The organism is Ensifer sp., assembly GCF_035999135.1.
GTDB lineage: Bacteria > Pseudomonadota > Alphaproteobacteria > Rhizobiales > Rhizobiaceae > Ensifer.
In genome coordinates this window covers 1-22,597 of sequence record NZ_DASYGZ010000118.1, presented here as the reverse complement: position 1 = coordinate 22,597, position 22,597 = coordinate 1, and the positions used below count along the sequence as shown (strand labels likewise).

23 protein-coding genes are annotated in these 22,597 nt (G+C 63.0%); 7 read left to right on the top strand and 16 right to left on the bottom strand.

Annotation, left to right across the window (positions count from 1 at the left end; genetic code table 11):
* Nucleotides 1–10: 10 nt before the first annotated feature.
* From VGO12_RS14035 to VGO12_RS14005, 7 genes are all read right to left on the bottom strand, one after another.
* Nucleotides 11–1,297: a CpaE family protein gene (locus VGO12_RS14035; protein WP_327513364.1), complete on the bottom strand. Its 1,287-nt coding sequence runs from the start codon at nucleotides 1,295–1,297 to the stop codon at nucleotides 11–13.
* A gap of 18 nt (nucleotides 1,298–1,315) precedes the next feature.
* Nucleotides 1,316–2,011, bottom strand: a complete 696-nt coding sequence (locus tag VGO12_RS14030; RefSeq protein WP_327513363.1) for a CpaD family pilus assembly protein — start codon at nucleotides 2,009–2,011, stop codon at nucleotides 1,316–1,318.
* 56 nt (nucleotides 2,012–2,067) lie between these two features.
* A complete protein-coding gene (locus VGO12_RS14025) occupies nucleotides 2,068–3,525 on the bottom strand; it encodes a type II and III secretion system protein family protein (RefSeq protein WP_327513362.1) in 1,458 nt (485 codons plus the stop codon).
* A 94-nt stretch (nucleotides 3,526–3,619) separates the two neighbouring features.
* Nucleotides 3,620–4,429 carry a Flp pilus assembly protein CpaB gene (cpaB, locus tag VGO12_RS14020; RefSeq protein ID WP_327513361.1) on the bottom strand — a complete coding sequence of 270 codons (810 nt, stop codon included), beginning with the start codon at nucleotides 4,427–4,429 and terminating at the stop codon, nucleotides 3,620–3,622.
* 121 nt (nucleotides 4,430–4,550) lie between these two features.
* Complete coding sequence (locus VGO12_RS14015; RefSeq protein ID WP_327513360.1) at nucleotides 4,551–5,063, bottom strand: prepilin peptidase; 513 nt, start codon at nucleotides 5,061–5,063, stop codon at nucleotides 4,551–4,553.
* A gap of 120 nt (nucleotides 5,064–5,183) precedes the next feature.
* On the bottom strand, nucleotides 5,184–5,369 hold the full coding sequence (locus VGO12_RS14010) for a Flp family type IVb pilin (protein WP_327513359.1): 186 nt from the start codon (nucleotides 5,367–5,369) through the stop codon (nucleotides 5,184–5,186).
* Between the two features lie 32 nt (nucleotides 5,370–5,401).
* Nucleotides 5,402–5,584 carry a Flp family type IVb pilin gene (locus VGO12_RS14005; protein WP_327513358.1) on the bottom strand — a complete coding sequence of 61 codons (183 nt, stop codon included), beginning with the start codon at nucleotides 5,582–5,584 and terminating at the stop codon, nucleotides 5,402–5,404.
* Nucleotides 5,585–5,839: 255 nt separating this feature from the next.
* Between VGO12_RS14005 and VGO12_RS14000 the strand changes: the two genes are divergently transcribed.
* The 7 genes from VGO12_RS14000 to VGO12_RS13970 all read left to right on the top strand — a co-directional run bounded on the left by VGO12_RS14000 (nucleotide 5,840) and on the right by VGO12_RS13970 (nucleotide 11,337).
* Nucleotides 5,840–6,253 (top strand): pilus assembly protein N-terminal domain-containing protein, encoded by a 414-nt coding sequence (locus VGO12_RS14000; protein ID WP_327513357.1) that lies wholly within the window; start codon nucleotides 5,840–5,842, stop codon nucleotides 6,251–6,253.
* 116 nt (nucleotides 6,254–6,369) lie between these two features.
* Nucleotides 6,370–6,993: a TadE/TadG family type IV pilus assembly protein gene (locus tag VGO12_RS13995; protein ID WP_327513356.1), complete on the top strand. Its 624-nt coding sequence runs from the start codon at nucleotides 6,370–6,372 to the stop codon at nucleotides 6,991–6,993.
* Between the two features lie 24 nt (nucleotides 6,994–7,017).
* Nucleotides 7,018–7,593 carry a TadE/TadG family type IV pilus assembly protein gene (locus VGO12_RS13990; protein ID WP_327513355.1) on the top strand — a complete coding sequence of 192 codons (576 nt, stop codon included), beginning with the start codon at nucleotides 7,018–7,020 and terminating at the stop codon, nucleotides 7,591–7,593.
* Between the two features lie 156 nt (nucleotides 7,594–7,749).
* Nucleotides 7,750–8,970: a phosphopentomutase gene (locus VGO12_RS13985; RefSeq protein WP_327513354.1), complete on the top strand. Its 1,221-nt coding sequence runs from the start codon at nucleotides 7,750–7,752 to the stop codon at nucleotides 8,968–8,970.
* On the top strand, nucleotides 8,967–9,935 hold the full coding sequence (locus tag VGO12_RS13980) for an adenosine deaminase (protein WP_327513353.1): 969 nt from the start codon (nucleotides 8,967–8,969) through the stop codon (nucleotides 9,933–9,935). The genes VGO12_RS13985 and VGO12_RS13980 overlap by 4 nt, the downstream gene beginning before the upstream one ends.
* Before the next feature lie 121 nt (nucleotides 9,936–10,056).
* Nucleotides 10,057–10,686, top strand: coding sequence for a uracil phosphoribosyltransferase (gene upp / locus VGO12_RS13975; RefSeq protein ID WP_327513352.1), 630 nt, complete (start codon nucleotides 10,057–10,059; stop codon nucleotides 10,684–10,686).
* 129 nt (nucleotides 10,687–10,815) lie between these two features.
* The gene (locus VGO12_RS13970; RefSeq protein WP_327513351.1) at nucleotides 10,816–11,337 is read left to right on the top strand and encodes a TIGR02281 family clan AA aspartic protease; all 522 of its coding nucleotides are present in this window, start codon (nucleotides 10,816–10,818) and stop codon (nucleotides 11,335–11,337) included.
* Here the strand turns inward: VGO12_RS13970 and deoA are convergent.
* From deoA to VGO12_RS13925, 9 genes are all read right to left on the bottom strand, one after another.
* Nucleotides 11,330–12,646 carry a thymidine phosphorylase gene (gene deoA, locus VGO12_RS13965; protein WP_327513350.1) on the bottom strand — a complete coding sequence of 439 codons (1,317 nt, stop codon included), beginning with the start codon at nucleotides 12,644–12,646 and terminating at the stop codon, nucleotides 11,330–11,332. The genes VGO12_RS13970 and deoA overlap by 8 nt on opposite strands.
* A complete protein-coding gene (locus VGO12_RS13960) occupies nucleotides 12,643–13,452 on the bottom strand; it encodes a purine-nucleoside phosphorylase (RefSeq protein WP_327513349.1) in 810 nt (269 codons plus the stop codon). The genes deoA and VGO12_RS13960 overlap by 4 nt, the downstream gene beginning before the upstream one ends.
* Entirely contained in the window at nucleotides 13,449–13,841 is a 393-nt protein-coding gene (locus VGO12_RS13955) for a cytidine deaminase (RefSeq protein ID WP_327513348.1), read from the bottom strand. The genes VGO12_RS13960 and VGO12_RS13955 overlap by 4 nt, the downstream gene beginning before the upstream one ends.
* Nucleotides 13,842–13,845: 4 nt before the next feature.
* A complete protein-coding gene (locus VGO12_RS13950; RefSeq protein ID WP_327513347.1) occupies nucleotides 13,846–14,817 on the bottom strand; it encodes an ABC transporter permease in 972 nt (323 codons plus the stop codon).
* Nucleotides 14,818–14,820: 3 nt separating this feature from the next.
* On the bottom strand, nucleotides 14,821–15,954 hold the full coding sequence (locus tag VGO12_RS13945) for an ABC transporter permease (protein WP_327513346.1): 1,134 nt from the start codon (nucleotides 15,952–15,954) through the stop codon (nucleotides 14,821–14,823).
* Nucleotides 15,951–17,486, bottom strand: coding sequence for an ABC transporter ATP-binding protein (locus VGO12_RS13940; protein WP_327513345.1), 1,536 nt, complete (start codon nucleotides 17,484–17,486; stop codon nucleotides 15,951–15,953). The genes VGO12_RS13945 and VGO12_RS13940 overlap by 4 nt, the downstream gene beginning before the upstream one ends.
* Nucleotides 17,487–17,731: 245 nt before the next feature.
* The gene (locus VGO12_RS13935; protein WP_327513344.1) at nucleotides 17,732–20,053 is read right to left on the bottom strand and encodes a heavy metal translocating P-type ATPase; all 2,322 of its coding nucleotides are present in this window, start codon (nucleotides 20,051–20,053) and stop codon (nucleotides 17,732–17,734) included.
* Between the two features lie 91 nt (nucleotides 20,054–20,144).
* Complete coding sequence (locus VGO12_RS13930; protein WP_327513343.1) at nucleotides 20,145–21,578, bottom strand: coniferyl aldehyde dehydrogenase; 1,434 nt, start codon at nucleotides 21,576–21,578, stop codon at nucleotides 20,145–20,147.
* On the bottom strand, nucleotides 21,562–22,275 hold the full coding sequence (locus VGO12_RS13925; RefSeq protein WP_327513342.1) for a lysoplasmalogenase: 714 nt from the start codon (nucleotides 22,273–22,275) through the stop codon (nucleotides 21,562–21,564). The genes VGO12_RS13930 and VGO12_RS13925 overlap by 17 nt, the downstream gene beginning before the upstream one ends.
* Between the last annotated feature and the right edge of the window lie 322 nt (nucleotides 22,276–22,597).

The window sequence follows — 22,597 nt, the reverse complement described above, 5'->3', positions numbered from 1 at the left end:
TCCTGTGTCCTTACTTCCGGCCCAGCGCTGCCAGCATCTTGCCAAGCCCGCCGCGCCGCGCCTTCTTCATCGTCACGCGGCCGGTCAGAAGATGGGCGAGTTGCGAGAAGGTTTCGGCCACCGGCGCCTTCTTGTCGATCTCGGCAATCATGCGGCCGCTGTTCGAGGCGTTGCCGAAAAGGGCGGCGTCGAAGGGGATGATCGCAGCCGCTTCGATCTCGAGCGAATCGCAGAATTCGTTGGCGGCGATCTCCGGGCGCTTCGGCATGCCGACCTGGTTCAACACCAGATGCGGCGGCTTGTCGTTGGGGCGCAGCTTCTTCATCGCGTCGAGCAGGTTCTTGGTGTTGCGCAGGCTGGCAAGATCGGGAACCGCCGTGATCACCACTTCGTCAGCCTCTCCGAGCACCGCGCGCGTCCAGTCCGTCCAGAGATGCGGAATGTCGAGAACCGAAACGGGGGCGCTGCGCTGGAGGATTTCGAGGATCGGATGGAAGGCTCCGGTCTCGAAGTCGTAAGCGCGATCGAGCATGGACGGAGCCGCGAGCAGCGACAGATGCTCGGAGCACTTGGTCAAAAGGCGATCAAGGAAGACCTCGTCCAGCCGCTCGGGCGCAAAGACCGCTTCTGCGATACCTTGCGGCGGGTCCTGGTCGAAATCGATGTTGGCGGTGCCATAGGGCAGATCGAGATCCGCCAGGATGGTTTCGGTCGAAAACAGGCTGGAAATGCCCCAGGCGCAATTGTGTGCGATCACCGACGAACCGCAGCCACCCTTTGCGCCGACGAAGGCGATGCTGCGCCCGAGAGGCTCGGCGTCCGGATCGACGAAGATCGCCGAAACGGCCGTCAGGATATCGGGCATCGATACCGGCGCGACCATGTATTCGGAAATGCCGTTGCGGATGAGCTCGCGATAGAGGCCGATGTCGTTGTGCTTGCCGACGAGGATGACCTTGGTGCTTGGGTCGCACACTTCGGCGAGCGGCGCCAGTTCCGACAAAAGCGCGCGCGGCTCGGTCGATGTCTCGAGGATGATGAGATTGGGCGTGGATACGGTCGAAAACATGTTGGCGGCCGCATCGATGCTGCCGCTGTTGATGCGCAGGCTGACCTTCGCCATGCGCCGATCCTGACTGCAGCGCTCCATCAGCCGCAGCATCGTGTTGCTCTCGCAGAAGGCGTGTATCGAAATGCGCGGCAGGGGGCGAACCTGCTCCAGATCGCTTGCGCGCGTGTCGAGGGCGGCGTCGTCCGCCTCGCTGCTCGTTTCGATCTTGTAGTCGATCGTGCTCATGTCTTCATCCCGCCAGTATCAGTTGAAGATGACGACTGGGCCGTCGCTCTTCTCGGTTCCGCGCCAGTCCTTGATCACCTGGCCACGCTGCTCGGCATCGATCGGCGACATCTGGCGCGGACCCAGGAGGTCCGTCGGATTGGCGATCTGGGCGGCCAGGTTCGATTGCGAGGCGCAGCCGAAATTGTAGTAGTTCTTGTTCTGCATGGTGTTGAGGGCCATGTCCTCGGGCCAGGTGCCGCATGGCCCCGTCTGCGCGGTGATCGCCACGTAGCTCAGGCGGATGGGCGCTGCGTCGCCGTAGGGGCCGGCATCGTAGCTGGTCTCGAGCAGGCGCTTGGCAGGCACGCCGCCCGCAACAAGCGCGCTTCTGATATCCCGGCGCATGGCCTGGGCTGAATGGCTGTTGGCGGCACCGCGCGGCATCATGATCTGTACGACGCCGCTCGACGCATTGCGATAGTCCGCGGCAAACCCGGCGATGACGTCACGCGTGCCCTGCGTCAGGCGGCGATCGCCCGAAGCGATCGGGATGTCGATCGTGCGTTCGCTTTCGGCAAGAACGATCGGGTGCCGGGTGCGGTAATCGTCCGGGATCGACCCGGTCGCCAGATTGTCCCGCGTGCCGCAGCTGGCGAGCAGGATGCCCGCAAAGGCCAGAACGGCCGCGCGGCTCGCAAACCTTATGGATACGCTGTATGGGCTCGCGGACATGGCATTCGGCCTTTCAGAATGCGCGTTGCGTTCGGTTCGAAGCGTCAAGGCCGACCTCATTTGTAAATGAAGCCGACATTGCCGTGGTACTGGCCTGCCGGAGCGGCTGCCTCCGGCCGGCCGTAGATACGGTTGACGCGGCCAAGGAAATAGCTGTCGAGGTCATTGGCCGGATTGAAATTATCATCGGGCCTGGAGATCGCGCTTCTGGGGACGGGGCGGACGAGATAGGGGGTGGCGATGATCACCAGCTCGCTCTCGTTGCGCACGAAATCCTTGCTGCGGAACAGGGTTCCAAGCACCGGGATCTTCGAGGCCCCGGGCAGGCCGGACATGGCCTGGCGAATGTTGTCCTGCACGAGGCCGGCGATCACGATCGAGCCGCCGGACGGCAGTTCGACGCTGGTCGAGGCCTCACGCTTGCGGATGCCAAGGAAGGTATTTCCGGGAACCGTGTTCATGCCGTTGCCGGTGACGACGGACCCCTCATAGGTCGGTTCGGAGACGTTCGTCTCGATCTGCAGACTGATGCGTCCCGGTCCGAGCACGACCGGCTTGAAGTTCAATCGTATGCCATATTCGACGTCGTTGACTTCGCGCGTCACCTTGGTTTCACCGTTTTCGGTGGTGACTTCCTGGGTGCCCGGCAGACGGAACTCCCCGCCGACGTAGAACTTCGCTTCCTGACCGGAAATCGCCGTCAGGCTCGGCTCGGCCAGTGTGCGCATCACGCCGGCCTGCTCCATCGCGTTGATGTAGCTGGAAATCGTCGTGCCGCCGATCGTCTTGTTGATCACAGCGTTGGCAGCGACGCCGACCGCATCGCCGAGGTTTGTCGGATTGCGGAAACCAATGCCGCTTTCGCCGTCGCTGATGCGGCCGTTGAAACCGAGCTGCTTCAGCACCTGGCGGCTGACTTCGGCCACCGTGACCTTGAGGTTGACCTGATCGTCACCGTCGATCGTCAGAAGATTGACGATCTGAGAGACCTGGCGATCTTCGGCGAAGATGTCGGCGTCACCGTTGTTGCCCTGGGCGGTGATGTTGCGGGTGGTCGCCTCGCCGCCTTTGAGGAAGGCTTCCGCGAGGTCCACGGCGCGCGTCGAATCGAGTGGCGTTCTGACCGTGCCGGTCAGGACGATGTTGTCGGAGATGATCTCGACTTTGATATCGGCGTCCGGGATGAAGCGGCGCAGGTTCGACTGGAGATTGGCGATGTCGCGCTCCACCTCGATGTCGAGGCTGACGATCTCCTCGCCGTTCGGCCCGAAGACAAAGATGTTGGTCTGCCCGACGGACTTGCCGAAGAGATAGATGCGCCTGGACGTGCGGGTCACGGCGTCGGCGAGCGACGGGTCCGCCACCAGGATGTCGTGGGCATCCGCAGGCAGATCAACGACCACGGCCTTGTTCAGGCCGATGCTGACCTTCTTCTTCACGCCCGGTCCGCTTTCGACGATCCGCACAACCGAGGAAGCGGCCGCGAGCGCGACCGTCGGCGCCGGCAGATACATGCCGGTAAGCGCCAGGCAGAATGATAGGCCGGCTGCGACAGACGCCCGAAATTTGTTTCCGCTCCGTTTCACCTTAAGCCCCGTTCTCACCTGGTTATTGCTGCGTTTGGCCAACGGAGCCATCGTTCTTGACGATGGAACCGGACTTGATGATCTGAATGCTCGGCTGGCCGTCACCGCTCAGAAGATGCTCGGCCGCGTCGGTATCCGGCTCCTGTGCATCGGCGACGCTTCTGAGCGCCAGCGAAATGCGTTCGGCCATCTGTTGCGCCACCGTCATCACCTTCGACTGGTCCGGCGTCAGCTCCAGCGTTGCCGTCGTTCCGACGACCGCTCTCGTGCCGTCTTCCTTTTCCTCGACCTGCTGGTCGATCGCCAGGACCCGGACGTTGCTGAGCACGGTTTCGGTCAGATAGAGGTCACCATCGCCCTTGCGGACCATGATGACGTCCACCCGGTCATTGGGAAGAATGAAGCCACCAGCGCCGGTGGCGACGGTGATTTCCGTCGCGACGGCACGTTTTCCTGCCGGCAGCAGCGACGACATGATGCGGTTGGAGCTGTCAGCGACCTTTTCGTGACGCACCGGTTCGCCGTTGAAGATCGGCAGGCGGACGACCGCCCCGCTCAGATCGTCGATTGCCTGAGGCTGGTTTTCCTCGGTGATCAGTCCGTCGACCACGCCGTCCTTCGGCCAGGCCATCCAGTGGATCGAATCGCCGCCGAGGCGCGATCCGACCGGCAGGCTCTTGCTCGCGACCAGAACATTGACGGTGGGCGCGCGCTCGACAACCGGTTCAGCCGACATCGGCGCAGGGGCGCGCGTCAGCTTCATCGCCAAAAGACCAGCCATCGCAGCCGAAAGAACGGCCACTGCCAGTATGATGATGCGAACCGGTTTCATGATTTTCCGAGCCCCGAAGAAATGCCAGGGTCAGATTGATCAGGAATTGGTGTAATTATGGTTAACGGATTACTTATGAGTGAAGTTAACGAAGGATGACTTCACGGCGCTTGCTTCCCGCTCAGGAGAGGCGGGCAAAGGCCGCTTCCACCAGCGGCGAAGAGGGATAGGCTGCAAAACCGCCGAGCGCGATCGCGACGCCATAGGGGATCTTCCTCGCGGTCAGCAACAGCTGCGGAAACGGAATGCCGCTTGCAAGGATGGCATTCTCCTGCCTGCGCAAGAGCAGGATGCCGACCGTCAGCGCACCGCCGAAAATCGAGACGTAGAGAAGGAAGGCCGCCAGAGATGGCGTGAGCCCGAACCAGATCGCACAGGCGGTCAAGAGCTTGGCGTCACCGCCCCCCATCACATTGGTCGCAAACAGGCAGAAGCACACGGCAAAGACCGCCACGGCCGCTGCCAGATGAAGGCCGATCTCGCTGAAGCCGAGCCCGACGAGCGGCGCCACCACGAGGAACGACGCCAGAAGGATGATGGAAGCCCGATTGGGGATCGTCATCGTCAGTAGGTCGCTGAACGCTGCAAAGCCGAGGCAAAAGGGAAAGATCACGAAGATGGCGGCTTCAGTCATGTTCCCGGTCTCCCGAAATCTGGGGCATGTGACCTGCAAACAGGATCGCAGGTTCCATAGATACAAATGGAGCCGCCCTTGAGGCGGCTCCATCGTCGATCCAGAACGAATGCCGGATCGTCAGACTTTCCCGGCTGTGCTTGTCTGCACCTTGGTGCCGACGCCGCTGAAGGTGTCGTCCAGCGCATCGCCGAGAACACCTGCGCCTGCAATCAGTGCAACCGAGATCAGAGCTGCAATCAGGCCGTATTCGATGGCAGTCGCACCGGACTCGTCCTTCAGCAGGCGGTTAATAATCGACTTCATAATAACCTCCTCCGTTCGCGGCGGCAGGTCGATTAAAGCTTGTCGGCAGCAGTCGTCATCTTTTCGCCGAGACCGTCGAACAGGATGGTCAGCTGGTCGCCGAGGGTCGTTGCGCCGGCGATGAGGGCAACGGAGATAAGCGCGGCGATCAGACCGTATTCGATGGCGGTCGCGCCGGACTCGTCCTTCATAAGACGGGCAAAAATCTTCTTCATGATGATTCTCCTACTTCGCGTTTGTTGGTCAGCACTTCCGCCAACTGTTGCCGTTGATCGGATGACCTCAAACTAGTCCTGGCGCATTGCCATCGACTTAAGGAAGGCGGTTACCTGAAGGTTAACGGACCATCGCTGATTTTTGGGTAAACGAACAGAAAACGCGTCGCCCCCAACCGATCCCAAAACGACACCCTTAACGGTTCATTCACCAAGACGGGCAAATATGGTTCGAGCGCCACCCAGGAACCCGTCATGACCCTGCCTTCCGCCCGCGGCCGAGCCGCCTTTCTCGCTTTCGCCATCGCCCTGACTTCCGCGACGGCGGCCGTTGGCGCCGAAGACGAGATGATGCGTGTCTATATGGACCACGCGCGCGTGCTCAAGCTCGACCGCCCCGTCAGCAAGGTGATCATCGGAAACGCCGACGTGGCGGACGCGACGGTCGCGGATGCCCGGACCATCGTCATCACCGGCCGCAACTTCGGCACGACCAATCTTGTCATCCTGGACCAGGACGGCAACGCCATGGTCGACGAGCGGATCCTGGTCTCAATCGACGAAGGCAACACAGTGCGCATCTACAAGCAGACGTCCCGCACGGTGCTGTCCTGCACTCCCAATTGCGAGCGTCACGCGGATCGCAAAACCACAGGTAGCACCAACTAGATTTTATGGGTTCAAACCGCGAATTTCGTTAAAATGCACCCGACCCTCGGGAACGAAATGTCAATGGTTGCTTCATAATCTGCCGCCCGTCTGGCGTAACATGATGGGACGGCACAATGAGCATCGAGCAGGCAGTCGAGCGCCCGGGCGCAGCGAAAATCCGGAAAAAAGGCATTCTCAGCCGCTTCGCTCGCAACCGCGAAGGTACGTCGAGCATCGAATTCGCCATCCTCGCCGTGCCCTTCTTCCTCGTGGTGTTCGCCTCTCTCGAGACCTTCGCCGCCTTTTATGGCGACCAGCTGCTGGCCAACGCGACAGAGACGATGGCACGCAAGATCCGCACCGGCCAGATCACCTTCGACCAGAAGAAGGCCACGTACATGGACCAGGCGAAGTTTCGCCAGGCCTTCTGCGATGAAATCTCCGTCCTGCTGCGGTGCTCGGCGACCGAAGCCGCCCAGCCCTCGCTCTTTTATCTGGACGTGCGGCCGGTCGCAGACCTCAGCAAGTTTCCCGTCGCCATCCCGCGCAAGGCAGGCTCGAACGATATCGATGTCGGCGACTTCAAGTTCGCGCCCGGCGGGCCGGGCAGCTACAACGTCCTGCGCGCCTATTATCGCTGGAGCGTCATCACCGACCTTGTCAGGCCGTATATCACCAATCTGCGGACCGCCGGCGCCAGCATGCCGAGCGACTACCTCATGGTGGCGACCGCCACCTTCCGAAACGAGAGCGAGTGAGGCCTCCCCGTGAAGCAGATCGCCATGCAACAGATCCTTCGCCTCAAGTCTCTTTGCGGACGCCTCAATGCACTCAGGCATGACAGACGGGGCGTCGGAGCCGTCGAGTTCGCGATCGTCGCGCCGCTCTTGATCATGATCTATCTTGGCGCCTTCGAACTCTCGGTCGGCTTTACCGTCGCCGGCAAGACCACGCGCGCCGCGAGCGCCGTCGCCGACATCGTCGCGCAGCACCCCGACGTCAACAAGGCCTTCCTGAAAAATGTCTCGAACGTTGCAAAGAGCATTCTGGCGCCGTTTGAAAACGCAAACTACACGCTGAGGCTCACGGGCATCACGGTCACCGGCGCCAACGAGGGAACCGTGCTGTGGTCACGCGACCAGGCCGGCGGCACCCCCTACCCCGTCAACTCAAAGGTCAAGCTCCCGGGTCAATTCTCGACCGCAACCTCCTTCGTCATCCGCTCCGAGCTCACCGTCCCACATCAGTTGCTGCTCTATGCGCCGAACCTCGATTCGACGGCAAAGACGATCAACCTTTCCAAAACGGCATATTTCAACGCGCGTCTCTCCAAACCGATTGCCTGCAGCGATTGCTGACCGGCCGAAGCCCGGCCGCAATCGTCCTGGCGCAATTGCATTGAACATCTGACGGCGCTATCCCTTCGGGACTGTGCGGGGCCGCCAAGGGCGTCCTTGCGCTGTTTCCGAAGCTCCGAGCCGTGACGCTTTCGCGTGCTCGCAATCAGGTGCACCATGGCGCGCGCATTTCTATTCGTTCTCGATTCCTTCGGCATCGGCGGAGCGCCGGACGCCGAAGCCTTCGGCGACATCGGCGCCAACACGCTCAGCCATATTGCCGAGTTCTGCGCCGCCGGCGCGGCCGACCGGCCGGGCCTGCGCGAAGGCCCGCTCAGCCTGCCGAACATGTCGGCGCTCGGCCTGATCCATGCCGCCAAGCTCGCGACCGGCACCGTCCCACCGGGGATGCCGGTGCCCAACCGGGTCTATGGCGTCTATGGCACAGCAAGCGAGGTCTCGCGCGGCAAGGACACGCCATCCGGTCACTGGGAGATCGCCGGAACCCCTGTCATGTTCGACTGGGGCTACTTCACGACCGAAGGCGACGCCTTTCCACCCGAACTCGTCGAGGCGATCTGCCGCGAGGCGGAAATCCCCGGCATCCTCGGCAATTGCCATGCCTCCGGCACCGACATCATCGTGCGCCACGGCGAAGAGCACATGCGAAGCGGCAAGCCGATCTGCTACACATCATCGGACTCGGTCTTCCAGATCGCCGCGCACGAACAGACCTTCGGGCTCGAGCGGCTGCTTGGCCTTTGCCAGATCGTGCGCCGCCTGCTCGACGACTACAACATCGGCCGGGTCATCGCCCGCCCCTTCATCGGCGCCAGCCCCCAGACCTTCACCCGAACCGGCAATCGTCGCGACTATTCGGTGCTGCCGCCCGAACCGACCCTGCTCGACCGGCTGGCCGACGCAGGACGTACGGTCCACGCGATCGGCAAGATCGGCGATATCTTTGCCCATCAGGGCGTGACGAAGCTGACCAAGGCCGACGGCAACATGGCACTGTTCGATGCGAGCCTGGCGGCCATCGACGAAGCCGAGGACGGCAGTCTCATCTTCACCAATTTCGTCGATTTCGACATGCTCTACGGCCATCGTCGCGACGTTGCCGGCTATGCCGCGGCGCTCGAAGCCTTCGACGCGCGCCTGCCGGACCTCGACCGCCGCCTGCAACCGACCGACATCGTCATCCTGACGGCCGACCACGGATGCGATCCGACCTGGCGCGGCACCGACCACACCCGCGAGCGAGTGCCGGTGCTGATGTTCGGCCCGTCGCTGCGCAGCCGCTCGGTCGGCGTCGCCAGCACCTTTGCCAATATCGGCGAAACCGTCGCCAAGCACCTCGGCATCGCGCCGGGCCACCATGGGAGAAGCCTCATTTGACCGCAAATCTGAAGAAGGCGGAGCTGCATTGCCACATCGAGGGCGCGACGCCGCCCGAGCTCGCCCTTGCTCAGGCCGAGAAATACGGCATCGACACCCGCGCGATCATTCGCGACAAGGCCTATGTCTGGGAGGACTTCACCAGCTTCGTGAAGTGTTATGACGCCATCGCGTCGCTGTTTCGCACCGAGGAAGACTATGCGCTGCTCGCCGAAGCCTACCTGACCGAGCTCGCCGAAGTTGGAACAATCTATAGCGAGATCATCGTTTCGCCCGACCATGGCAACACGATCGGTCTCGGCGCACATGCCTATCTAGAAGGACTTGCGGCCGGGATGGAAGCCGCGCGACAGAAGACCGGGATCGAATCGCGCATGCTGATTACAGGCATTCGCCACCTCGGCCCGGAATCCGTGGTCAGAACCGCCGAATTCGCAGCCAAACGCGAGCATAAGCTCGTCACCGGCTTCAACCTTGCCGGTGAAGAGCGCATGCACAAGGTCGCCGACTTCGCTCGTGCGTTCGACATCGTGCGCGACGCGGGCCTGGGGCTCACGATCCACGCAGGTGAATTGTCGGGCGCCTTCAGCGTACGCGATGCACTCGACCACGTGCGGCCTTCACGCATCAGCCACGGGGTACGGGCGATCGAAGACAAGGAACTCGTGCAGCGCCTTGCTGACGAGGGCGTGGTGCTCGAAGTCTGCCCCGGCTCCAACATTTCGTTGCAGGTCTTCCCGGATTTTGCCTCGCATCCGCTTCGCGCGCTTCACGAAGCCGGCGTACGCGTCACGCTCAACTCCGACGATCCGCCGTTCTTCCATACGTCGCTGGCGCAGGAATACGACATCGCCTCTGAAGTCATGGGCTTTACCGACGAGGAGATCAACGGCATGACCAGGACCGCGATCGAGGCTGCCTTTGTCGACGAGGCGACGCGGCAGCGCCTGCTCGCCCGGATCTGAGGCCACAAGCACGATTTGGATTGGTCGGCTGGGGATGACCTTGTCCGACCGGCCAACGCCCTTGCGGCGGCAGCGCATTCCATGGAAAAAGGACGGATACAAAAATCCGGAAAGGTGAGCCATGAACGGCGTTACAGTGATCGATCATCCGCTTGTCCAGCACAAGCTGACCATCATGCGCAAGAAGGAGACCTCGACAGCGGGTTTCCGTAGGCTTCTCCGTGAAATTTCGACGCTGCTCTGCTACGAGGTGACGCGCGATCTCGAGCTGACGATGGAGCGCATCGAAACGCCACTGCAGGAAATCGAATCGCCGATCCTCGAGGGCAAGAAGCTGGTCTTCGCCTCGATCCTGCGCGCCGGGAACGGCCTCCTGGAAGGCATGCTCGAACTGGTGCCGTCGGCGCGCGTCTCGCACATCGGTGTCTACCGTGACCACGAGACGCTCGAAGCGGTGGAGTACTACTTCAAGGCACCGGAAAGCCTGTCGGAGCGCCTGATCATCGTCGTCGACCCGATGCTCGCCACCGGCAACTCGTCGATCGCGGCCATCGACAAGCTGAAGGAGCGCGGCGCCAAGAACATGCGTTTCCTCTGCCTGCTCGCAGCACCCGAGGGCATCCGCAACTTCCAGAGCGCGCATCCTGATGTGCCGATCTTCACCGCATCGATCGACAGTCACCTGAACGAACTCGGCTACATCATGCCCGGCCTTGGCGACGCGGGCGACCGCATGTACGGCACCAAGTGATTTTCTGATCCTTAACCAGGATCACAGGTCGACGAACAAGCCGCCGCCACCCGGCGGCTTTTTCATGCCGCCTTAGGTTTCGGCTGCTCTACTGGCGCCAGCATCCGCTGCCATCGAAAGGTGATGTCCGTGCTTGTCCGTCTTATCTCGTTGGTTGGTGTGGCCGTTCTTGCGGCGATGGTGGTCCCTCACCTTGCGACCCGCGTTCTGAACCAGGCGGACGGCAGCGCACCGGCACCAGAAGCGACTCGGCCGGTCGCGACGGCAAGTTACACAACGGGACGAAGCGTCGTGCTCGACGCGGATGGCAGAGGCCACTTCTTCGGAACCTTCCGCATCAACGGTCGCACCGAACGTGGGCTGGTCGATACAGGTGCCAGCACGATCGCGATCAACATTTCGACCGCGCGCCGGATTGGCATAGCGCCGAGCGCGCTGTCCTTCACCGCACGTGTCAACACCGCCAATGGCGAGGTCGAGGCCGCGCCGGCCACGCTCAACCGGATCGAGATCGGCGGCATATCGGTCAGGGACGTGCAGGCGCTGGTGCTACCCGACAAGGCGCTCTCCGGCACGCTGATTGGCATGACCTTCCTCAACCGCCTATCGTCCTTCCGGGTCGAAGACGGCGCCCTGCACCTCGTCAGGTAATCTTTGCCAGGACCGGCGGCCGCATGGGCGGTTCGACGTCGTCGATCGTATAGAGTTCGAGGAGACGCCGGCGCGCGGCCTCGGCCGTATCGCGGTCTGCGGCGTGGACGAAGGCGAGGAGTTCGCCCTTTTCCATCGGCGTCCCAAGCGGCTTCAGCGCGTCAAAACCGACGCGATGATCGATCCTGTCGTCCGGATGCGAACGGCCGCCGCCGAGCGCGATCACGGCGACGCCCAGTTCGCGGGTCTTGCAGGCGACAAGATACCCTGACCGCTGCGCCTCGACCGGGAGGATGACCGGTGCGCGTCCGAGATAGGCCGTGGAGCGCTCGACGAAATCGGCCGGGCCACCAAGCGCGTGCACCATCCTGCCGAAATGTTCGAGCGCTGCGCCGCTGCCGAGCACTTGGCGCGCCAGTGCCTCGCCCTCATCCGCATCAGCGGCGACGCCGCCAGCCATCAGCATTTCCGCCGCAAAGGCCAGAACGACCGTTTCAAGCCGCGTTCCATGCTTCTCGCCGCGCAGAAATGCGAGGCAGTTGTCGATCTCAAGCGCATTTCCGGCCGCATCAGCCAGCGGCTCGTTCATGTCGGTCAAAAGTGCTGTCGTGCGAACGCCGGCGCCGTTGGCGACGTCGACGAGCGCGCGCGCCAGGATCTCCGCCTCCTTCTGATCGCTCATGAACGAACCATTGCCGAGCTTGACGTCGAGCACCAGCGACTGCAGGCCTGCGGCGAGCTTCTTCGACAGGATCGAGGCGGTGATCAGCGGCACGGAATCGACCGTGGCCGTCACGTCGCGGATCGCATAGAGGCGTTTGTCGGCCGGCGCGAGATTGGCCGTCTGGCCGATGATCGCGCAGCCGATCTCGTCCACCGTCCGGCGGAAAACCTCCGAAGTTGGCTGGATATTGTAGCCGGGTATCGATTCCAGCTTGTCGAGCGTGCCGCCGGTATGGCCGAGGCCCCGGCCTGATATCATCGGCACGGCGAGGCCGCAGGCCGCAACGATCGGCGCCAGCATCAAAGAGACGTTGTCGCCGACACCGCCGGTCGAATGCTTGTCGGCAATCGGCCGGCCGATCGAACGCCAGTCCAGCGTCTCGCCGCTATCGCGCATCGCGAGCGTCAGCGCCACGGTTTCGTCGCGGTCCATTCCGGAGAACCACACGGCCATGGCAAAGGCAGCGACTTGGCCCTCCGAGATCAAACCATCGGAGAGACCGCGAACGAAGTCGGCGATCTCGGCGGGATCGAGCCGCTCGCCGTTGCGCTTGCGCCGGATCGTTTCCTGGGGAAGCCTGGTCACGCGCCGCGAACCTTGTCTGCCGAGATCATCTCTTTCAGGATCGCCGCAAGCCGCCTGCCGCCGATCGGCGCCATGTCCTTGGTCTCGTGGTGGCTGAGTTCGCCTCCCGTCATGCCGGCGCCGAAGTTGGTGATCACCGAAGCGGCAACCACCCGCATTCCGAAGAAGCGTGCAAGGATGACTTCCGGAACAGTCGACATGCCGACGGCGTCGGCGCCAAGAACACGCGCCATGCGGATTTCTGCCGGCGTCTCGAAGCTCGGGCCGGAAAACCACATGTAAACACCATCCGGAAGCGGGACGCCGAGACGGGCCGCACTTTCCTGCATCTTGCCGGCAAGCTCCGCATCATAGGCGTTGGTCATGCCGACGAAACGGTCATCGCTGTCGACGCCAATCAGCGGGTTGAAACCGGAGTAGTTGATGTGATCGGAGATCCGCATCACCGATCCCGGTGGTAGATCCTCGCGCAAGGAGCCGGCAGAGTTGGTCAACACCAAGCATTCGACGCCGAGTTGCTTCAGGGTTTCCAGCGGCACACGCATCGCATTGGCGTCGCCCTGTTCGTAATAATGAACACGGCCGGAAAGCATGACGACCGGCACGCCGCCGAGCGTTCCGGCGACCAGTTCGCCGGCGTGGCCCGAAACGCTGGAGACCGGAAATCCCGGTATCTCGGCATAGGAAAGCCGCAAGGTCTCGTCGAGGGCTTCGACCAGGGTGCCGAGGCCGGAGCCGAGCACGATGCCGTAACGCGGGGAAAGGCCCTGAAGCCGGGCCTTCAGCATGTCGGCAGCCGCGGTCATCCGAGGATCTCTGTCTCGAAGCTGTGGGGCAGGAGATCCGATAGCGCCAGGGTCTTCTTCACACCGGTCTCGTCACAAAGGAATATGCGCGTGCTAGCGCCGGAGAACTCGGCCAGGCGCTGCCGGCACCCGCCGCAAGGCGGGCAAAGTGCCAGCTTCTCCGCGATGACGGCGACTTCCTTGATCTTGCGCTGACCCGCCATCACCATGTGGCTGATGGCGGTGGTTTCGGCGCACCAGCCCTCGGGGAACGACAGGTTCTCGATGTTGGCGCCGGTATAGATCTTGCCATCCTCGGCACGGATCGCCGCGCCGACCGGGAATTTCGAATAGGGCGCGTGGGCCTTGGCCATCGCTTCGCGCGCCGCCTCGAACAGTTCCTTTTCCATGGTTCTAGCGCTCCTTGACATAGGGGACACCGCCGGCCTTCGGCGGAATGGCCTTGCCGATGAAGCCCGCGAGCAGGATGACGGTGAGGATATAGGGCAGCGCCTGCATCAGCTGCACCGGCACCTGGCCGATCAGCGGCAGCGGATTGCCCTGCAGGCGGATCGCCAGCGCATCGAGGAAGCCGAAGAGCAGGCACGCAAGCATGATGTTGAACGGCCGCCACTTGGCGAAGATCAGCGCGGCAAGCGCGATGTAGCCCTTGCCGGCGGTCATGCCCTTGACGAAGCCTGCGGTCATGGCCAGCGACAGGTAGGCGCCGGCAAAACCGCACAGGATGCCGCAGCAGATGACGGCGCGATAGCGCATCCAGATCACCGAAATGCCGGCAGTGTCGACGGCGCCCGGGTTTTCGCCGACCGCGCGCAGCCTCAGGCCGAAGCGGGTCCGGTAGAGGATCCACCAGCTGATCGGCACCATGGCGAAGGCAAAGTACGTCAGAAGGAAATGCCCGGACAGCAGATCCGAATAGATCGGGCCGAGGATCGGGATCTCGCGGATGCTGTCGGCATAGGGGAAGGTAATCGTCTGAAAGCGGGCCCCTTCGGCAAGCGCCGGCGTGCGGCCGCCCTGGCGGAACCAGGCTTCGCCGAGAATGACGGTGGAGCCGGCGACGATGAAGTTGATGGCAACGCCTGAGACGATCTGGTTGCCGCGCTGGGTGATCGAGGCGTAACCATGAACCAGCGACAGCGCGACCGAGATCAGGATCGCGGCCAAAAGTCCCATCCAGACGGACTGGGTGACGGCGGCGACAGCACCTGCGGCAAAGGCCGCGCCGAGCATCTTGCCCTCGAGACCGATGTCGAAGATGCCGGCGCGCTCGGTGAAGAGACCGGCAAGCGCTGCAAAGATCAGCGGGACGGAAACGCGGATGGTGGACTCAAGGAGCACCACGATGACGTGGAAGAAATCCATGGCTCAAGCTCCCTTGGTCTGTGCGACGACGGCCGCGCGCCGGTCCGAGCCGGCAAACAGCCGCGCGATCGCCGGACGAAACATGTTTTCAAGCGCGCCGGCAAAGAGAATGACGAGGCCCTGGATGATGACGATCATGTCGCGGGAGATGGACGGCATTTCGAAGGAGATTTCGGCGCCGCCCTGATAGAGCATGCCGAAGAGCACGGCCGCCGGGATGATGCCGGCCGGATGCGAACGACCCATCAGCGCCACGGCGATACCGACGAAGCCGGCGCCCTGCACGAAATCGAGCTGCATGCGCCCCTGTTCGCCCATGATCGGGTTGAGCGCCATCATGCCGGCGAGGGCGCCTGAGATCATCATGGTGATCACGGTCAGGCGGCTTTCGCTCATGCCGGCATAACGGGCTGCCGAGGGGCTGTGGCCCATGGTGCGCATCTCGTAGCCGAGCTTGGTGCGCCAGATCAGGAGCCAGACGCAGAAGGCGGCAACCAGCGCCAGGAGGAACGAGACGTTGAACGGCGCCGTGCCGATGTCGAGCCCGAAGATGGCGAGCAGCCAGTCGAGCTTCGGCAATTGTCCGCCCTCGGCAAAGGTCCGGGTCTGCGGCGACATCGAGCCGAGCGGCTTCAGCACGCGCGTCAGCAGATAGACCATCAGGCTCGAGGCGATGAAATTGAACATGATCGTCGTGATGACGATATGGCTGCCGCGCTTGGCCTGAAGCCAGCCGGGCAGGAAGGCCCAGGCGGCGCCGAAGAAGGCGGCGCCGAGGATCGCCAGCGGGAAGACCACGAACCAGGGCATCGTCTGGTCGAGCCAGAGGCAGGCAAGCGCCACCCCGATGCCGCCGACATAGGCCTGGCCTTCGCCGCCGATGTTGAACAGGCCGGCATGGAAGGCGACCGCGACCGCAAGGCCGGTGAAGATGAATGTGGTGGCGTAATAGAGCGTGAAGCCGATGTATTCGCCGCGGCCGAAGGCGCCGTTGATCAGGTGATATGCCGCTTCAAACGGATTTTCGCCGACGAGCAGCACCACGAGGCCGGCAACGAGGAAGGCGACGGCAAGATTGACCAGCGGGACGAGGCCATATTCGACCCAGCCCGGGAGCTTAGCATAGGGATTGCTCATTCTGCGGCCTCCTTGCGGCCTTCGACACCGGCCATCAACAGGCCGAGTTCGCCTTCGGTGGCGTCCGGATCGCGTTCGCCGACGACACGGCCGGCGAACATGACCAGGATGCGGTCCGAAAGAGCGCGGATTTCATCGAGTTCGACGGAAACCAGGAGCACAGCCATGCCCTGGTCGCGCATTTCGATGATCCGTTTGTGGATGAATTCGATGGCGCCGACATCGACGCCACGGGTCGGCTGGCCGATGATCAGCACATCCGGGCCGCGCTCCATCTCGCGCGCCAGCACGATCTTCTGCTGGTTGCCGCCGGAGAAATTGGCCGTTTTCAGCCGCGGATTCGGCGGGCGGATGTCGTATTCGGCGATGCGCTGTTCGGCGTCCTTGCGGATCGCGTCGATGTTGAGGAACACCCCGTTCAGGTAGCGCTTGTCGTGGTGGTAGCCGAGGATGGCGTTCTCGCACTCCTCGAACTTCAGGACGAGGCCGACGTGGTGGCGGTCTTCCGGCACGTGCGCGAGACCCCGGTCGCGCAGGTCGCGCGGGTCGGCGCGGCCGCTGACATCGATCGGCTTGCCGTTGAGCTGGACCGAACCGGAGACGGCGCGACGAATGCCGGAAATCGCTTCGAGCAACTCCGACTGGCCGTTGCCGGCGACGCCGGCGATGCCGACGATCTCGCCGGCCCGAAGCTCGAACGAGACATTGTCGACCATGGTGACGCCACGACCATCCTTGACCGTGAGCCCATTGACCGAAAGCTTGGTCGCGCCGGGCTTGGCTTCGCCCTTTTCCACGCGCAGCAGCACCCGCCGGCCGACCATCAGCTCGGCGAGTTCTTCGACCGAGGTTTCGGCCGTCGTGCGGGTCGCCACCATCTCGCCGCGGCGCATGACCGACACCTCGTCGGTGATCGCCATGATCTCGCGCAGCTTGTGGGTGATGAGGATGACGGTCTTGCCCTGGCTCTTCAGCTGCTCGAGCACGCGGAAAAGATGATCGGCCTCGGCCGGGGTCAACACGCCGGTCGGCTCGTCGAGGATGAGGATGTCGGCGCGGCGGTAAAGCGCCTTCAGGATCTCGACCCGTTGCTGCAGGCCAACGGGCAATTCCTCGATGACGGCATCAGGATCCACCTCCAGCGCATATTCGCGTTCCAGCCGCTTCAGCTCTTCCCGGGCCTTGGCGATGCCCTTGTTGAGGATCTGGCTGTCCTCGGCGCCGAGCATGATGTTTTCGAGAACGCTGAAGTTCTCGACGAGCATGAAGTGCTGGTGAACCATGCCGATACCGGCGGCAATCGCAGCATTGGGATCACGGATCGCGACCGGTTTGCCATCGACGAGGATCTCACCGCTATCGGCCTGGTAGAAGCCATAGAGGATCGACATCAGGGTCGATTTTCCCGCACCGTTTTCGCCGATGATGCCGTGAATCGTCCCTTTTCGGACCTTTAGATTAATGTTCTTGTTGGCGTGGACCGGACCGAAACTCTTGTCGATCCCACGCAGCTCGATGGCAATATTGTCCATATTGGCCTTGCGATCCCCAAACTGGCCCGCTTCGGCATTCTTCCCAGAAACCGTGCCGGCGATTTTTTTACCATTTGGTATAAGTTTATCATCGATTTTTCCGGGCGGAAGCCCTCAAACCGAGATCTCCTTATACTCTCACCGGATCGCTGATGAGAGTCCAGCGTGAATATACACAGGCACTTGGCCAACAAAAAACCGGCGACAACGGGTGTCGCCGGCCGCATTTTGACGGGTTTTGCGGTTCAGGCTGATCGTACAGGCGCAAGCAACCGGAGCGCATTCAGGGTGACGAGCACCGTGGCGCCGGTGTCGGCCAGAATGGCGGGCCAAAGGCCGGTCACGCCGATGATCGTGGTGACCAGGAAGACGGCCTTCAGGCCGAGCGCGATGGTGATGTTCTGGACGATGTTGCGCATCGTCGAGCGTGACAGCCGGATCATCGCCGCCACATCGCCCACCCGGCCATGCAAAACCGCCGCATCGGCCGTTTCGAGCGCCACGTCGGTGCCGCCGCCCATGGCGATGCCGATATCGGCGGCGGCGAGCGCCGGCGCATCGTTGATGCCGTCGCCGATCTTGGCGACGTTGAAGCCTTCGGCCTTCAGCTCGCGAACGATGCGCTGCTTGTCCTCAGGCAACAGTTCGGCGCGAACCTCCATGCCGAACTGGCGGCCGATCGCTTCGGCCGTGCGGCGGTTGTCGCCCGTGAGCATGACGACGCGCAGGCCCGCATCCGTCAAAGCCTTGACGCCGGCGGCCGCATCGGCACGCGGTTCGTCGCGCATGGCGATGGCGCCGGCGATCCTGCCATTGGCGACCAGCACCGAGACCGTCTTGCCCTCGTCGTTCAGCGCGGTCACCCGTGCTTTTTCCTCTGGCGTCATCGGTGCCCGCTCGGCAGCGGCCTTTGGCGAACCGAAGAACAAGGCAACGCCCTCGACGGCGCCTTCGAGGCCCTTGCCGCCAACCGCATTCACGGTCGCGATACCGGGGACGACAACGCCGTCGGCCGCGCTCCGCTCCAGGATGGCACGGGCGAGCGGATGGCTGGAGCCCTGCTCAAGTGCTGCGGCCAGGCGCAGAATTTCGGTCTCCGACCGACCGAAGCCGACAACGTCGGTCACCTTCGGCTTGCCTTCGGTCAGCGTCCCGGTCTTGTCGAAGGCGGCGGCTGTAACCTTGCCGACATTTTCAAGCACGGCGCCGCCCTTCATCAGCAGGCCACGACGGGCTCCGGCCGAGAGGCTGGCTGCAATCGCCGCCGGTGTCGAGATCACCAGTGCGCAGGGGCAACCGATCAGGAGAATGGCGAGGCCCTTGTAGATCCATTCATCCCAGACGCTGCCCCAAAGAAGCGGCGGCAACACGGCAACCAGCGCCGCCACCACGACGACACCGGGTGTGTAATAGCGGGAGAAGCGGTCGATGAAGCGCTCGGTCGGCGCCTTGCTCTCCTGCGCCTCTTCCACCATGCGGACGATGCGGGCGATGGTGTTGTCGGCCGCAGCCGCCGTCACCCGCACACGCAACGCGCCCGAACCGTTGACGGTCCCGGCAACGACGGTATCGTCGACATCCTTGCGCACCGGCGTGCTTTCGCCGGTCACCGGCGCCTCGTCGACGGCGCTCTCGCCCGAGAGCACCACGCCATCAGCCGGGATCCGGTCACCCGGGCGCACGAGAATGACGGCCCCGACGCTGAGCGTCTCGGCGGGAACTTCGTCCAGCCGACCGTCGCGCTCGACGAACGCCGTTTTCGGCACGAGCGCCGTCAGCGACTGGATGCTGGCGCGCGCCTTGCCGGCCGCGACCCCCTCCAGAAGCTCGCCGATCAGGAAGAGCAACACCACCATGGCCGCTTCCTCGGTCGCGCCGATGAAAACCGCGCCGACGGCGGCGATCGTCATCAGCATCTCGATCGAGAACGGCGTGCCCATGGTGGCGGCGGCAAACGCGCGACGCGCGATCGGCAGCAGACCGACCAGCATGGCGAGCGTGAAGATCCAAGGCTCGGTGGCAGGCACCAGCTTTCCGACTGCATAGGCTGCGATCAGCGCAAGGGCGCTCGCGATCGTCAGCTTGCCCTTGCCCGATTTCCACCAGGGTCCGCTCGTCGGACCATGGTCATGGCCGTGCAGTCCGATCGCGGCTGCTTCGCCTTGGCTCTTCGACCCCGCTCCGCCCTCGTGGCGATGATCGTGGTGGTCATGGTCATGGTCATGGTCATGGTTATGGTCGTGGTCGTGGTCGTGACCATGATCGTGATGATGGCCATGGTCGCCGTGGTCGTGCCCGGAGCAGACATGCGCCGGCGCCTTTTTTTCGTGGATCTGGCCAGCAGCGATCGGATGCAGGCGATAGCCGAGCTTGCCGACCTTGCTGACGATCGAGGTCGAAAGATCGTTTTCATCAGTGAACTTGACCGACATCGTGCCCGCCGAAACGGAAACAGAGACGTCCTCGACGCCCGATAGCCTGCGCACGGCCGTGTCGATCTTGGTCGCGCAGGATGCGCAATCCATGCCTTCGACGCGATACCGGGCCTCGCGAATAGTGCTCGCCATAACTTGCTCCTTCAATCTTGAAGCAAAGCTACGACCTCTAGCAACTAGAGCTACAAGGCAAATCTGCAGCGCGGATGCAGTTTTATAAGCTCTATCTGGAGAGGAAGCGGATGACCCAGTCGGCGATCCCCCTATAGGGCGGTTTCACCAGATCGCTTGGCGCCGGATCGTATTTCCTGACCACCGGCATCGCCTTGGAAAAGGTCAGAAAGCCGTCGCGGCCGTGATAGTGGCCCATGCCGCTGGCGCCGACGCCGCCGAAAGGCAGGTCGTTGCAGCCGAACTGGTAGAGGGTGTCGTTGATGCAGACGCCGCCAGCGACGACGCGAGAGAGGATGGCCTCGATTTCGCTCTGGTCCTGACCAAAGCAATAGAGCGCCAATGGCCGGTCGCGGTCGAGCACATAGTCGATGGCCCGGTCGATCGAGGCGTAGCTGATGACAGGCAGGATCGGCCCGAAAATCTCTTCGGCCATGACAGCGCTTTGCCCGTCCGGATCCACGACCAGCGTCGGCGGCATCAGGCGGTCTCTTGATCGGGTATCCGGGGATCGGGCGTCCAGCGATCCGTCAAGAAGCGGGATCACCGCACAGCCCCGGGCCGCGGCATCGGCGAGCAGGTGGTTCAGGCGTTCATGCTGCGTCGCATTGATGATGGACGTGTAGTCGTCGAGCCGTCCTTTCACCGGATAGCGGTTCGCCACCTCCTGTTTCATAAGCGTGATGAAAGCGTCACGCTTGCTTTCGGGAACCAGGACATAATCGGGCGCAATGCAGGTCTGGCCGGCGTTGAAAAGCTTGCCGGTTACGATGCGCGCTGCGGCCGGGCCGAGATCGGCCGTTTCGCCGATGATCGCCGGCGACTTGCCGCCGAGTTCCAGCGTCACCGGCGTCAGATTCTGAGCGGCTGCCGCCATGACCTTGCGGCCGACCGCGGTGGAGCCGGTGAAGAACAGGTGATCGAAGGGCAGGGAGGAGAAGGCGGCCGAGAGCTCGGCACCACCAAGTGCCACCGCCACCCGCGTTTCGGCAAAGACCTCGGCAAGCAACGAGCGGAGGAATTCCGCGGTCCGAGGCGTATGTTCCGATGGCTTCAGGAAGACGTGGTTGCCGGCGGCAATCGCCGCCGCCAGGGGCGCGAGCGCGAGGTTGACCGGATAGTTCCACGGCGAAATGATGCCGACGACGCCGAGCGGCACGAAGCGTATTTCGGCCTTCGCCGGCCAGAGCTTCCAACCGGCCTTGCGCCGTTCCGGGCGCGCCCAGTGCCTGAGCTTTGCCAGAGTGTGGTCGATTTCCGAGAGCACGACGCCGGCTTCGCCGAGCAGCGTCTCGTGGCGCGCGCGGTGGCCGAAATCCTGATCGATCGCCTCGCACATTTCCTGCTTGCGCGCGCTGAGGCGTTCCCTGAGACGGACGAGGTCCGCACGTCGCTGCTCCAGGGTTGGGCGATCTGCGCGCCATGCGCTCTTGAGGCGATCGAAGGAGGCGCGCAGTTGATCTGGGGTATTATCGTTTGTTGACATAGGCTTCGGTCGAGCGGGCAAGCAGATACTGGGCGGCATAATAGGTCCCGAGCACCCACAACGCGTTATAGGGGATCTGCCAGCGGAAACGGCCGTAGGCAAGAAGCGTGTCGCTGAGCATGAACAACAGGCCGCCATAGGCCGCATATCGCCCGGTTGCCTCCCGCGGCGTCCCCTTCAATTGCAGCCCGCGGGAAACCGCTTGTGCAGCCATGACGCCAAGCGCCAACGCGTAGATGATAACGGGGATACGCATTGCCGACGGCAGCGACGTCCACAGCCCACCGACGACAGCCAACGCAAGCAAACCGAAAACGCAGAACACGAGAGGATGGGCATTCAGCTTGGCGTCCCGGGTAAGCGCAAAGATGTAGGCGCAGTGGGTCAGCAGGAAGCAGATCAATCCGGCGAGGAAATAGTCTCCCGGCAGCATGAGAAACGTGTCGCCCGCCGCGGCAGAGACGAGGCCGATCGCAACGGCAAGGCCGTAGCTGCGTGACGAAGCCGGCATGTTTCGCAGCACGGCCACCAGCAGCAACAGCGTTGCCGTCGGCTTGGTCAGGTAGTGCAACCACCGCCAGGCGGAATGATCATCGCCTGCAAGCAGGCTGCCTGTTATCGCCAGACCCGCACATAGAAAGAAGACGGTATAGACAGAGCGATTTTGCTCCACCTTCAAGGTCCCCTGATACGTCATTGTGTTGAACTCCCCGCCGCCCGAACCTTGAATGGCTCGCTCCCTGACGGAGATAGTTTCTATTTCTGCGCGCTTGTCCAGTTGCCCCTGCTCAACCGAACACGGGAAAGCTGCACTTGGCATGTTCCGCCTTGACCATCGCAGCGGCCCATAAACGTCAAAAGCCCGCCGGATATGTCCGGGCGGGCTTTTTTTGATTTGGTTGCGGGGGCAGGATTTGCGGATATCTGTCCCGCTTCGTCGGCTGCGCCTCCTTGCGGGCCCCTGAAGAGGTGTTAACTCCTCGACCCGTTACCAATAAAAAACCCGCCTTGAAGGCGGG